12 protein-coding genes and 1 pseudogene are annotated in these 12,233 nt (G+C 72.6%); 1 reads left to right on the top strand and 12 read right to left on the bottom strand.

Annotation, left to right across the window (positions count from 1 at the left end; translation table 11 throughout):
• Positions 1–2: 2 nt before the first annotated feature.
• The 6 genes and pseudogenes from IT780_RS37760 to IT780_RS37735 form a co-directional block, all read right to left on the bottom strand.
• Positions 3–299 carry a BON domain-containing protein gene (locus tag IT780_RS37760; protein WP_199516668.1) on the bottom strand — a complete coding sequence of 99 codons (297 nt, stop codon included), beginning with the start codon at positions 297–299 and terminating at the stop codon, positions 3–5.
• Between the two features lie 71 nt (positions 300–370).
• Positions 371–799, bottom strand: coding sequence for a response regulator (locus IT780_RS37755; RefSeq protein ID WP_199516667.1), 429 nt, complete (start codon positions 797–799; stop codon positions 371–373).
• A 50-nt stretch (positions 800–849) separates the two neighbouring features.
• A complete protein-coding gene (locus IT780_RS37750; protein ID WP_199516666.1) occupies positions 850–1,554 on the bottom strand; it encodes a DUF4142 domain-containing protein in 705 nt (234 codons plus the stop codon).
• Positions 1,555–1,634: 80 nt separating this feature from the next.
• The gene (locus tag IT780_RS37745) at positions 1,635–2,132 is read right to left on the bottom strand and encodes a MarR family winged helix-turn-helix transcriptional regulator (RefSeq protein WP_199516665.1); all 498 of its coding nucleotides are present in this window, start codon (positions 2,130–2,132) and stop codon (positions 1,635–1,637) included.
• Between the two features lie 80 nt (positions 2,133–2,212).
• Positions 2,213–2,605: a hypothetical protein gene (locus tag IT780_RS37740; protein WP_199516712.1), complete on the bottom strand. Its 393-nt coding sequence runs from the start codon at positions 2,603–2,605 to the stop codon at positions 2,213–2,215.
• A 43-nt stretch (positions 2,606–2,648) separates the two neighbouring features.
• A pseudogene (locus IT780_RS37735) lies at positions 2,649–3,134 on the bottom strand (permease); the annotation flags it as partial.
• Positions 3,135–3,242: 108 nt separating this feature from the next.
• Here IT780_RS37735 and IT780_RS37730 point away from each other — a divergent pair.
• Positions 3,243–4,916, top strand: a complete 1,674-nt coding sequence (locus IT780_RS37730) for a phytoene desaturase family protein (RefSeq protein ID WP_199516664.1) — start codon at positions 3,243–3,245, stop codon at positions 4,914–4,916.
• Positions 4,917–4,930: 14 nt separating this feature from the next.
• On the opposite strand, the gene IT780_RS37725 is transcribed toward IT780_RS37730, so the two are convergent.
• From IT780_RS37725 to IT780_RS37700, 6 genes are all read right to left on the bottom strand, one after another.
• Positions 4,931–6,298: a SigB/SigF/SigG family RNA polymerase sigma factor gene (locus tag IT780_RS37725; RefSeq protein ID WP_199516663.1), complete on the bottom strand. Its 1,368-nt coding sequence runs from the start codon at positions 6,296–6,298 to the stop codon at positions 4,931–4,933.
• A 387-nt stretch (positions 6,299–6,685) separates the two neighbouring features.
• Positions 6,686–7,705 (bottom strand): S1C family serine protease, encoded by a 1,020-nt coding sequence (locus tag IT780_RS37720; RefSeq protein ID WP_199516662.1) that lies wholly within the window; start codon positions 7,703–7,705, stop codon positions 6,686–6,688.
• Positions 7,702–7,998, bottom strand: a complete 297-nt coding sequence (locus tag IT780_RS37715) for a hypothetical protein (RefSeq protein WP_199516661.1) — start codon at positions 7,996–7,998, stop codon at positions 7,702–7,704. Before IT780_RS37715 ends, IT780_RS37720 begins: the two co-directional genes overlap by 4 nt.
• A 32-nt stretch (positions 7,999–8,030) precedes the next feature.
• A complete protein-coding gene (locus tag IT780_RS37710; protein ID WP_199516660.1) occupies positions 8,031–9,848 on the bottom strand; it encodes a glycoside hydrolase family 15 protein in 1,818 nt (605 codons plus the stop codon).
• A gap of 10 nt (positions 9,849–9,858) precedes the next feature.
• Positions 9,859–10,911, bottom strand: coding sequence for a glucose 1-dehydrogenase (locus IT780_RS37705; RefSeq protein ID WP_199516659.1), 1,053 nt, complete (start codon positions 10,909–10,911; stop codon positions 9,859–9,861).
• A 10-nt stretch (positions 10,912–10,921) separates the two neighbouring features.
• Positions 10,922–12,226: an NAD(P)/FAD-dependent oxidoreductase gene (locus IT780_RS37700; RefSeq protein ID WP_199516658.1), complete on the bottom strand. Its 1,305-nt coding sequence runs from the start codon at positions 12,224–12,226 to the stop codon at positions 10,922–10,924.
• Positions 12,227–12,233: the final 7 nt, after the last annotated feature.

Here is a 12,233-nt window from a genome sequence, read left to right as displayed (position 1 = left end):
GATCAGCAGGCGTCCGGTACGAGCATGTTGCAGACGTCCTGCACGCCGGGAACCGCCCACACCCGGCGTCCGGCTGCCTCCCGGATGTCCACCGAATCCACCATCCCCTCCAGGATGACGACGCCGTTCTGCACGGTCACCTGGACGTGGCGGCCCCGGATCCGGGTGTCGGCCACCAGCTCGTCGGCGACACACTCCACCAGCTCCTGGTCGTACTCGTCCCACGGTCCGGACGGACACGGGTTCATCAGCGACTCCTCGTACCGGAAAGCGGTGGCGCCACGGACCCGGGACGCCACAGCGAAGAATCCTCGCAGGAGGACATCGCAGCCCCCGGGCGACCATATGACGGTTGTATGACAGAACGCGGTCAGGCCGACCGGAGAACCATGAACGCGGTCGACTCCAGGCCCCGGACGATCGCGGTCAGGCAGGCGAAGTCGACCGGCTTGGTGGCATACCCCTGCACCGGGAGGAACTCGGCCCGCACGATATGTTCGGCGGCACTGGAGTCGACGAGGATGATCACCGGCGTGTGCGCCGTGTCCGGGCGCTCGCGAAGCTGCCGCAGCAACCGGCGGCCGTCGTGGCCGGGCAGGTTGAGGTCGAGCAGCACGACGTCGGGCGGGCGTGCCGTCTCGTACGGCGGCTCCCGGTCCAAGTAGGCACGTGCCTGCCGAACATCCCGCACCGCATGCACCGGGTTGGCCACCTTGTGCAACTCCCACGTCTCTCGGAGGAAGAGCACCTCGGCCGGGTCGTCCTGCACGAGGAGGAACTCGACGGTCCCGCCACTCACCGCGCCTCCCCCGGAATACGTGCACTGATGCACGAAAGGCGATCGTAGCGTCAGAACCGGGTGCGCAGGTACAGCCGGGCCCCGGTGAAGAGGGCGAGCGCGGCCATGGCGGCCAGCACGGCCCAGAGCACACCGGTCGACAGCGGCGGGTTGATGCCCGCGTTCGCGCGGGCCATCGCCAGCGAGGAGGTGTCCTGGGCGGCGGGCAGCGCCGCCGGCGCGAGCATCTCGTAACGCACCAGGCCGGTGCTCTCCAGCATCTTCATGTGGTTCATCACGAAGGTGTTCGCGTCGTCGGCCAGCTTGCGGACCACGGGATCGCGGGTGGCGGCCCGCACGGCACCGATCACCGGGAAGATCTTGCCGTGCGCGTTACGCAGGCGCGTCACGAAGATCTGGTCGAACTGGCGGCCACGCGCGTTCTGCATCTCGTTCAGCCACCCTTGCTGCTGGGTGGTTGCGGTGGCCGGCAGGACGGCGCCCAGCTTGTTGGCCGCGTCCACCACCAGCTGGTCCAGCCGTACGTGCTGGTCAGCGATCATCTGCCCGACCTTGCGCACCTGGGCGCTGCCGCCGCGGGTGGCCGCCATCTGCCCGGCGGGTATCTCCCAGAGGCCGGCCTGGCGCACCCCGTTGAGCAGCAGCATGTCCGCGGCGTTGAGCTGCGTCGGACCCACCGGCGCGGCGGCCGCGGCCCCGGCGGGAACGGTCACGAGCACCACGACGGCGGCCAGGACGGCGAACAGGCGGGTCATCAGCACCTCCAGGAGATTCTCCCAGAGGTACGCGCCGCGCCGCCGAAGGGTTCACATGTGCACGTAAATTCTCGGCGGGGTCATACGGACTCCGCCCACCGCCGCCACCACTGGGCGTCGGTCACCTCACCTGACGCCTCCACGAGCGCCTCCACGACCGAAGCGAACGCCCGGGGCCGGGTCATCGACAGGTCACCCACCAGGCGAGCGATCTCGGTCGCGCGCCGGCGCATCACGTTCCCGACGAGGTCCCGCCCGGCGGGCGTCAACGTCACCCACGCGGCGCGCCGGTCGTCGTCGCGGTTGCGGCGGGCCACCAGCCCCTTGCGAACCAGGCGGTTGCACATCCGGGTGGCGGTCGAGGACGTCACCCCGAGCTCCTGCGCCAGATCGACGATCCGCTGCGGCCCCGGGGACACCAGCAGTACGAGCGTCCGGTACTGCGCCAGCGTGACGTCCTCGTCCAGGCCGGCGAGCGAGCGCGCGGCCAGGCCGACGAACACCCGGCTGAGCGCCAGCAGCGCCGCTGTCACCTGCTCTTCGGCCTCGTCGCGCGGATCGGCGGCGGGAACGGTCATGGGCACACTGTGGCACAGCACGCAGGGGTCACCCGGAACGGGCGCCGCCACGACGGTGGGCCCGGGTTCGGGCTGCTGGGTCATCCATCCGGACTCACCGCTGCAGGATCCGGCTGGTGCCGAGCGGACGGTCGAGCCGCGTCGATCCGCTCCCGCTGGGGTACGACGGTGTAGCGGGGGTCCGTCGCGGAGGCCGTCCCGGCGTGGAAATAGCCGAGCCGGGCGAACAGGGAGCCGGCCGCGAGAGCCAGGCCGCCGGCGACGTCCAGGGCACGGCTACGGCGCATCGCCGACACTCCGAGCAGGACCGCGCCCGCGCGGGTGGACCACCGTGACGCCCGCAGGTAGCGGCCCGCGCGGCCCTGCGACAGCGGCTCCGCGACCATACCGAGGCGCCGGTGCACCGCCCGGTCGGCCGCCTGTTCCACGACCGCACCGAGGATGCCGGTCAGCCGAGCAGGACCGGCCTGCATGAGCGGGGAGGTGGCGGCGACCAGCCCGCCTGAGCAGTGGATTGCCCAGCCAGTACGCGACGACGGCGGCGATCGACGCGCCCCGCCGCCGCAGACCCACGGCCACCGGAGCCGTGCAGCAGGTGCACATCATGGACGGGGTACCAGCCAGGCCGCCGGCCAGGGCCGACCGCAGCCGCCCCCGCCGGTTGAGCAGGCGCGGCAACCACGCCCGCGGCACCAGCGTCTGCAGGGCGGCGCTGATCAGCAAGGCGGCCAGCAGTGCCCGCCAGACCGCCCGGGCGTACGCCCCCGTGAAACTCGTCGCGGCATCCCACGACGGAGCATCGCCGGCCTGCACTCCGCCGGTTCGCAGAATGTCGGAACCCGGCCAGACGCCGCTACCGGCCAGCCCGGGAATCTTGGCCCCGTACGGCACCCACTTGGCCCACAGCAGCAACGCCGTGGTGAGCACCGCGGCGACGATCACGCCGACCGCGAGCCGGACCCGTACGGCTCCGGCAGCTGCGGGCTCGACGACCTCTTCCATGTGTTCTCCTCGGTCCGGGCACGCCTCGACGCGGCTTTCCTGATCCGCCCCCGGCCAAACCTGCGCGGCACCGTGTAGTCCACGACGGATGAGGGAAGGCACCGCCGCGTGACCACACACGCCGCTCCCCGCCGCAGAAGCCGCCCCCCGCGCTACGACGCCGTCGTCATCGGCGCCGGGCACAACGGGCTGGTAGCCGCCAACCTCCTCGCCGATCAGGGCTGGAGCGTCCTGGTGCTGGAGGCCCAGGACACTCCTGGCGGGGCCGTGCGCTCCGCGGAGGTGCTCGCTCCGGGATACACCTCCGATCTGTTCAGCGCTTTCTATCCGCTCGGCGCGGCCTCCCCGGTGCTGCGCGGGCTGCAACTTCAGGAGCACGGGTTGCAGTGGTCGCACGCGCCCACCGTCCTGGCCCATGTGCTGCCCGACGGCCGCTCGGCGGTGCTGTCCCGGGACCTCGACGAGACGGCGGCGTCGGTCGACGCGTTCGCCCGCGGCGACGGTGAAGCCTGGCGGGACCTGGTGCACCGCTGGGACCGGGTGGGCGACGCCGTGCTGGACGCGCTGTTCCAGCCGTTCCCGCCCGTACGCCCAGGCCTCGACCTGCTCCGGCGGCTCGGGGCCGCCGACGCCGCGCGCTTCGCCCGCTTCGCCACCCTGCCGGTGCGCCGGATGGGCCGGGAACAGTTCCGCGGTGAGGGAGCGCAGCTGCTGCTGGCAGGGACGGCGCTGCACTCCGACATGTCCGCCGACGAGCCGGGCAGCGCGATCTTCGGCTGGCTCATGACGATGGTCGGCCAGCGTTACGGTTTTCCCGTTCCGCGCGGCGGCTCCGGCATGCTCACCGAGGCACTGATCCGCCGGTTGCGCGCCGCCGGCGGCGAGCTGCGGTGCGGCCGGCCGGTCGAGCGGATCCTGGTGCGCCACGGCCGCGCCCACGGCGTACGGATCCGGGGCGGCGAGATCGTGCTGGCGCGCCGAGCTGTCCTGGCCGACGTGGACGTGCCCACGCTGTACCGGGAACTCGTCGGTGAGCGCCACCTCCCGAGCCGGTTCCTGCAGGACCTGCGCCGGTTCATGTGGGACCCGTCCACCGTGAAGCTCAACTGGGCGTTGACGGGCCCCGTGCCGTGGAAGGCCGGCGAGGTGAGCCGCGCCGGCACGGTCCACCTCGGAACCGACCTGGACGGCCTCACCGACTACACGGCCGCGCTCACGACCGGCCGCCGGCCCGAGAGGCCGTTCGTCCTGCTCGGCCAGATGACCACAGCCGACCCCACGCGGTCACCGCGGGGCACGGAAGTGCTGTGGGCGTACACCCACCTTCCCCGCAACCTGGCCCGCGACCAGGCAGCCGTACGCCGGCAGGCGCAGACCGTGGAGGATCTCCTGGAACGCCACGCGCCCGGCTTCCGGGACCTCGTCTCCCGGCGGCTGGTGCAGAGCCCCTCCGTTCTCTCCGGCGCCGACGGCAACCTGGTGGGCGGTGCCATCAGCGGCGGCACCACCAAGCTGTTCCAGGAGCTCATCTTCCGGCCGGTGACGGGCCTCGGCCGCGCCGAGACCCCGATCCGCAACCTCTACCTGGCCTCCGCCGGGGCGCACCCCGGCGGAGGCGTGCACGGCGGTCCCGGCGGGAATGCCGCCAGGGCCGCCCTGCTGCATGCGGGCTTCCGCGGTTCGGTGCGCTCAGCAGGAGTACGGCTGGCGCTGCGCACGATGTACTCGGGCGCCGACCGCGGTGTGCTGCCCCCGCCGGCGCCGACCACGCCGGGCGACTGAGCCCTGGTGGGTTGTCACGGCGCTCTGGTCCGGCGCCCGGCCCGTCGTCCCGTGGTCGGCCGGCGGGCGACCGCCGAGGTGCGGGTCGCCATGGGCGGCCGTCGGCGGACCGATGGCAGGACCATCCACTCGGCTGAGACGTCACATGGCCGGTGGGGCTGCACCGTGGCGTCCGCGAGAGGGCGATGCTCGTCCTCCGAGGGAAGCGATGCGCTCGCCGCGGGGGCGCAGAGAGGCCGGCACGGCACCAGCCGGGTGACCCCGAGCCGGCGCAGGACGTCGTAGAGCTCCGGGGGCACGTCCACTGCGGCGAGGCGCGCTCCGCTGGAACCGCTGGCCCGGTATGCGTCGACCAGTGCCCGCGCGGTCACCGCTCCGGCCGTCGCCGCCTGCCGCAGATCCACGACGACGCGCCCTCGACGGGCACGGACGACCGCGTCCACGAGCGCCCGGCGCAGCACCGACGCGTCCACATCGCCGTGAACTGTCAGGACGGACGCGTCCCGGGTGTGGTTCATGCTGATGCCGGTGCGCGCGCAGGACGGTTCGGCGGGTCGTTCCGCCCCGTCGTCGAGCCCGCGGCGGAGCTGATCCAGGATCCGGCGCAACAGCCGGGAGACGTTCATCTGGGACATGCCGAGGACGGCAGCTATGCGGTCCTGGGTCATCTCCGCGAAGAAGTACAGACTCAGGATGTGACGATCCCGCTCCGGCAGGTCCTGTACCAGCCGGCGCAGGACGAGCTTGTCGCACACCGACATGAGAGCAGCGTCTTCCGCGCCGATGAACTCCTGCCGTTCGGCGGCGTCATCCTCACCGGACACCCTGGCGTTCAGGGAACTGACGTCGTAGACGGCGGCGGCGCCGAGCGCCTCCACGACCTCGTGATCGGCGATTCCGAGCACCGCACCGATCTCGGCGGCGCCGGGTGCTCGCCGCAGGCGCTGGGTGAGCGCGGACTGCGTCCGGGTGACCTCGAGGTAGCGCTCCTGCAGCCGGCGCGGCACGTGCACATCCCACCCGTGGTCCCGGAAGTGACGCTTGAGCTCACCGGTCACGGTCGGGACGAGGTAGCCGAAGAAGGGCTTGCCGCGGGCCGCGTCGAACCCGTCCACCGCTTTGACGAGCCCCAGTGCCGCCACCTGCCGCAGGTCGTCGGCGCTCTGCCCACGGTTGAGGTACCGGTACGCCAGCCGCGTCGCGAGCGGCAGGTTCAGCTCGATGATCCGCGCCCGGATCCGCCTGCGTTCGTCGCTGCTTGCCGCCGCGTCCTCCATCTGCCGGAACAGAGCCGCCGTCGCGCGTTCCCTGTCGTCGACGGAGCCGTGCTGCGGCCGCTCATCGGCGGTCGCGGGCAGGGCAACAGCATGGTGAAGCGTCACGGATCTCCTCCGAGCGACAGGGAGAAGCCCGCCGGACTGCATCCGCGCGAGCCAGGGAGGCGTGGGCAGGCCACGAGAGGAAGGAGCCGACGAGTCGGCGGAGAAGGCGGCCAAGCAGGGCACGCCGCTACGACACCGGCTGTCCGGGCTCGTCCATCGGGTGCATCCACGGGGACGCATGGCGCCGCTGTCTCGACGCCGTGGTACGAGCTCGGCGCAGGGGATTCCCCCGCCTCCCGTTGTCAAACATGGGATCGGATCGAGTTTTTCAGCCCACCGCGTCCCAGCCGCGTCCGTCCGCGAGGACCAGCCGGTGCAGGGCACGCCGGTGCTCGGCCGTGGCGTGCGCTCCGGCCCAGGACGTGCACGCTTGTCTCCCCGCCCTCGTCAGCGGGAGAGGGAGCCGAGCGTGACCGGGATGTCGGTGACCGTTCCGTTCCGGTCGACCTTGACGGTGGCTTTCACGCCCGGCTTCACCTTCCGGAGGGCGGCGTAGACGTCACCGACGGTGCGTACGTTGAGGTCCTCGAAACCGACGATCACGTCGCCGGCCCGGATGCCGGCGGTCGCCGCCGGGCTGCTCGGCTGGACCTGGCGCACCAGGGCACCGCTGGTGACCTTCATGCCGAGCGCCTGCGCGATCTGCGGGGTCACGGTGGTCAGCACCACCCCGAGATAGGGGTGCGCGACTTTGCCGTCCTTGAGCAGTTGCTCGGTCACGTCGACCACCGTGCTCGCCGGGATGGCGAAGCCCAGAGACACGGCTCCGGCCGACGGCGGAATGTACGCCTCGTTGATCCCGACCAGGCGGCCCCGGGCGTCGACGAGCGCACCGCCGGAGTTGCCGGGCGAGATCGGCGCATCGGTCTGGATCAGGTCGACCAGCGGGCGGCCCCCCGTGGCGGAGCCGGGGATCTGCCGGCTGATCCCGGAGATGATGCCTTGGGTGACGGTGTTCTCGAAGCCGAGCGGGCTGCCGAGCGCCAAGGCCGTCTCGCCTTGCCGGGGCAGTTCCTGTCGTACCGTGACGGCGGGCAGCCCGGTACGGCTCACCTTCACCACGGCGAGGTCGGTCAGGTCGTCGGAGCCGGTGACCTGGCCCGGCAGCTGCGTACCGTCGGCGAAGGACACCTGCACCCGGGTCGCCGCGCCGACGACGTGGGCGTTGGTGACGATCACCCCGTCGGCGCGGTAGATGACACCGCTGCCGAGGCCCTCACCGGTATGGATCGTGACGACCGAGGGCTCCACCGCCGAGACCATGTCCACGATGCCGTTGTCCGCCGCGGCGGCCGCCGATGCCGACGGCGCCGCCACGGGCGAGGTTGCGTCGTCTGTGCAGCCGGCGGACATTGCCACGGTCATCGCCGCGATCATCGCCGCCGCCGCGGCACGCTTGGTCCTCATCGGGTCTCCTCCTCGGGATGGAGCGCTCCGGCGGTGTGTCCGCCGCGATGCCGTCCTGCCCGGTGCGGGGCCGCGAACCCGGTGCGGTCCTGTGACGATCTCGTGACAGTCCTGCGTCGGCGCGGGCTGCCGGCGGCTCCCCGGCGGCCGCTGCGGGCGGCCAGGCGGGTCGCGTACCCGGCAACCGGCACGGCTAGGGCGGCTCCGGGCGTGCCGTAGCGGATCACCAGGAGCGGCGCGAGGCATCCCAGGGCGAACGCGAGCAGCAGCCGGTGCCACGACATCCGGGCCATCGCACGGACGATCCGCCGCCGGCCCGCCCCGGTCACCCCGCGTCCCGCCGGGTGTGCTGGACCGCGGGCTCCGCAGACGTCCGCGTCGAGGTGCCGCTCAGCAGCCGCGCCGAGTTCACCAGGCCGACCAGGCTGAAGGCCTGCGGGGTGTTCCCGAGCTGACGTCCGGATCCCGGGTCGTACTCCTCGGACAGCATCCCGACGTCGTTGCGCAGCCCCAGCAGGCGTTCGAACATCCGCTCGGCGTCATCTCGGCGGCCGACCGCGTACAGGGCATCCACCAGCCAGAACGTGCAGGCCAGGAAGGCGCCCTCGGTGCCCGGGAGGCCGTCGGCGCCCTCGTGGCCGGTCCGGTAGCGCAGCACGAAGCCGTCCTGGCACAGCTCGCGCCGCACCGCCTCGACGGTGCCGGCCACCCGGGTGTCGGAGCCTGGCAGGAATCCCACCCGCGGGATGAGCAGCAGCGACGCGTCCAGGGCCGGCGATCCGTACGATTGGGTGAAGGTGCCGCGATCGCTGTCGAAACCCTTGGCGCAGACCTCCGCGTGGATCTCGTCGCGCGCCGCCCGCCAGCGGTCCACCGGCCCGTCGAGGCGGTGGCGTTCCACGGCGGTCACGGCCCGGTCGAACCCGGCCCAGGCCATGACCTTGGAGTGCACGAACTGCCGCCGGCCGCCGCGCACCTCCCACAGCCCGTTGTCCGGCTGCCGCCAGGCGCCCTCGAGGTAGTCGAGCAGGGCCCTCTGCAGGTCCCAGCCGGCATCGGTGGCGGCGATGCCGGCCTCGCGTGCCAGGTGCAGACCGTCGAGCACCTCGCCGTAGACGTCCAGCTGCAGCTGGCCGGCCGCGGCGTTGCCCACCCGGACCGGGCTGGAGTTCTCGTACCCGCTCAGCCAGTCCAGCGTGTACTCGGGAAGCCGGCGGGTGCCGTCCAGGCCGTACATGATCTGCAGATCGGCGGGATCGCCGGCGACGGCGCGCAGCAACCACTCCCGCCACGCCTTGGCCTCGGCGACGTATCCAGTGCCCAGCAGCGCCTGCAGGGTGAACGTGGCGTCGCGCAGCCAGCAGTAGCGGTAGTCCCAGTTGCGCGGGCCGCCGATCTGCTCGGGCAGCGAGGTGGTCGCGGCGGCCACGATGCCGCCGGTCGGTGCGTACGTCAGCGCCTTCAGCAGGATCAGCGACCGGCGCACCGCCTCGGGCCAGCGGCCGTCGTAGTCGCAGCGGGCGATCCAGTCGTGCCAGTACCGCCGGGTCTGGGTGAGCGCCCGGAACGGATCGGCCTGCTCGGGTCGCGGCAGGTGCGAGATCTGGTGGGTCAGCACGAACGGCACCTTTTCCCCCGCCCGTACGGTGAAATCGGCGACGGTGGTGCGGTCCCGGCCGCGCACCGGCGCGTCGGTGCGCAACCACACGGCATCGGGGCCTGCAACGGCCTCGAGGTCGTGACCCTGGCGGCGGACCCACGGCACCACCCGGCCGTAGCCGAACCGCAGGATGAGGTCCATGTGCATGGGTACCTCGCCGGAGAGGCCCTCCACGATCCGCACGACGTCGGCGGCCTCGCCGCGCGGCGGCATGAAGTCGAGCAGCCGCACGACACCGTCGGCGGTCCGCCACTCGGTTTCCAGCACCAGGGTGTCGTCGTGGTACCGGCGGCCGGTCGCCGCCCCGGCCCCGGCCGGGGCGATGCGCCAATGCCCGGCCGAGTCGTCGCCGAGCAGAGCCGCGAAGCAGGCGGTGGAGTCGAAGCGCGGCAGGCACAGCCAGTCGATGGAGCCGTCCCGGCCGACCAGCGCGGCGGACTGCAGGTCACCGATGAGCGCGTAGTCCTCGATGCGTCCAGGCATGCGATCCTCCTCAGCCGGCCAGATCCAGTACGACCTTGATGTCGTCGGGGCGGCCCCGCAGGGCTTCCTCGAATCGGGCCAGTGGCACCCGGCGGGTGATCAATCGCGACAACCAGTCGAGGTCCGCCTTGGCCAGTGCGTCGGCCGCGGCGGCATAGTGGCTCAGGTTGGCGTTCACCGACCCGACGACCACGTCGTTCTCCAGCACCATCTCCCGGTTCGCGGCACCGACGTCCACGGAGATCTTGCGGCCCACCGGCGAGACCCCGGTGAGGCACACGATCCCGTACGACGCCGTGCCCGCCATCGCCTCGAACACCAGGCTCGACACCCCCGTGGCTTCGATGATCACGTCCGGTGCGACCCGCTGGACCACCTCGGCCATGCCGGCGGAGTGGTACTGCGCGCCCAGCGCCTCGACAGCCTCGGGCTTCGGCCCCTCGGTGGCCAGGTCCAGGACATGGACCTCGAGCCCGCGCTGAACTCCCAGCAGCACCGCGAGGAGCCCGATGGGCCCGGCGCCGGTCACCAGGACGCGGCTCGGCTCGTACCATGCACGGGAGCCGACCCGGTCCACCTGCTCCCACGCCTTGGCCACCACAGTGGTGGGTTCCATCAGGACGCCCACGTGCTCGAGCCGTGGGTCGAGCTTCACCGCGTAGCCGGTCTCCACAGCCCACAGCTCGCTGCCGTACCCGTCGATCTCCTTGATGCCACGCTCGGTGTAGCGGCCGTTGCGGCACATGTCGAACTCGTCGTGGGCACAGGCTCCGCACGGCACGGGGTCCGGCCGGCGGACGACGCCCACGACGAGGTCACCGGCGGCGAAGCCGCTGCCCGGCGGCGCGGTGCGGACCCGCCCCAGCGACTCGTGGCCGAGCACGAGCCGGTCGCGGCCGGGCGGCGCCCACCCGTACTCCCCGGCGACGATCTCGCGGTCGGTGCCGCAGATGCCCAGGGCGAGTCCCTCGACCAGCATCTCCCCCGGCCCCGCCTCGGGGTCCGGCACGTCACGGACCTCGGCGGAGCCGGACGTCAATGGTTCCACGGTCAACGCACGCATGTGACTCTCCTCAGCGGGACGGGTGGGCGAGTTCGGGGGCGTCGCTGTCCAGCGGCACGGCCGGCCCCGGCACCAGACCGAGCTGCACCGCCGGGCGTGATCCCACGGCGGTGAACAGCCAGTCAGCCGCCGTACGCACCCGGTTGGCCGGCAGCGCGGTGAGGTGGTATCCGCGGGTGACCAGCCGGGCCGCCGGTCCGGACAGCGGCACGTGCAGCGGATCGGCCGCCGCCTGCCAGCCGCCCAGATCGACCACGAACCCGAGGCCGCGATGGCGGTACGGCCGGCGCCGCCCGGAGCCGTACGAGGCCGCGATGTTGTGCGCGGCGAGCCGGCCCTGGCGCAGGGCGTGCTGCGCGGTCATCGGTGTCGGCTGCCCGGGACGGGCGGGATCGGGCACGGCGGCAGCGTCGCCGCAGGCCAGGATCTCCGGGTGCCCGGGCACGGCCAGGTACTCGTCGACCCGCAACCGGCCGTCGGTCATCGGCAGGCCGGTGCTCCGCGCCAGCGGGTCCGGCCGCACCCCGACGCACCACACCAGCGTGCGCGACTCCACGAACCGTCCGTCGGTGAGCTTGACCCCGGTGCCGGTGGCCACGGCGACCGACGTGCCCATCTCCACCTCGACGCCGCGCTCCCGCAGCACGCGCTCCGCCGTGGCAGACAGTCTCTCGTCCATGCCGGGCAGGACGTGGTCGGCGGTGTCCAGCAGCATCCACCGCGCGGGGGTGCCGGCCAGCCGGGGATGCCGGCTGAGGACGTCATGCGTCAGCAGCTGCATCTGCGCGACGACCTCCGTACCGGTGTAGCCGGCGCCGACCACGACGAAGGTCAGCCGGGCGGCCCGCTCGGCCGGGTCGGTGGCCGCGTCCGCCAGCTCGATCTGGCGGATGACGTGGTCGCGCAGGTGCAGCGCCTCCGGGATGCCGCGGAAGCCGTGCGCATGATCGGCGACGCCCGGGATGGGCAGAAGCTTGTTGACGCTGCCGGCAGCCAGCACGAGCCGGTGGTAGCCCAGCGCTCCGCGTTCGCCCTCCGGCCCGGTGAACGAGACGGTACGAGCGTCGACGTCCACGCCGTCGGCCTGGCCGAGGATCAGCCGTACGCCGGGCAGGGTGTCGCTCAGCGGCACGGTCACCCGGCGCGGGTCGAGGACTCCACCGGCCACCTCCGGCAGCAGTGGCAGGTAGAGGAAGTAGTCCGCGGGGTTGAGCAGCACCACCTCGGCGGCGCCGCGGGAACGTCGTAGCAGTGTCCTGGCGGCCTCGTACCCGGCGAAGCCGGCCCCGACGATCACGATGCGCGCTCGCGCCATGCCGTGC

The organism is Nucisporomicrobium flavum, assembly GCF_016464385.1.
Lineage (GTDB): Bacteria > Actinomycetota > Actinomycetes > Mycobacteriales > Micromonosporaceae > Actinoplanes > Actinoplanes flavus_A.
Note: the sequence above shows the minus strand (reverse complement) of the source record. Positions and strands in the feature narration are given on the sequence as shown.

Excerpts from the sequence above, each read along its gene's own strand:
- IT780_RS37715 (WP_199516661.1), bottom strand. The coding sequence starts at position 7,998 with ATGGCCCGGATGTCGTGGCACCGGCTGCTGCTCGCGTTCGCCCTGGGA.
- IT780_RS37700 (WP_199516658.1), bottom strand. The coding sequence starts at position 12,226 with ATGGCGCGAGCGCGCATCGTGATCGTCGGGGCCGGCTTCGCCGGGTAC.
- IT780_RS37710 (WP_199516660.1), bottom strand. The coding sequence starts at position 9,848 with ATGCCTGGACGCATCGAGGACTACGCGCTCATCGGTGACCTGCAGTCC.
- IT780_RS37705 (WP_199516659.1), bottom strand. The coding sequence starts at position 10,911 with ATGCGTGCGTTGACCGTGGAACCATTGACGTCCGGCTCCGCCGAGGTC.
- IT780_RS37750 (WP_199516666.1), bottom strand. The coding sequence starts at position 1,554 with ATGACCCGCCTGTTCGCCGTCCTGGCCGCCGTCGTGGTGCTCGTGACC.
- IT780_RS37740 (WP_199516712.1), bottom strand. The coding sequence starts at position 2,605 with ATGCAGGCCGGTCCTGCTCGGCTGACCGGCATCCTCGGTGCGGTCGTG.
- IT780_RS37745 (WP_199516665.1), bottom strand. The coding sequence starts at position 2,132 with ATGACCGTTCCCGCCGCCGATCCGCGCGACGAGGCCGAAGAGCAGGTG.
- IT780_RS37720 (WP_199516662.1), bottom strand. The coding sequence starts at position 7,705 with ATGAGGACCAAGCGTGCCGCGGCGGCGGCGATGATCGCGGCGATGACC.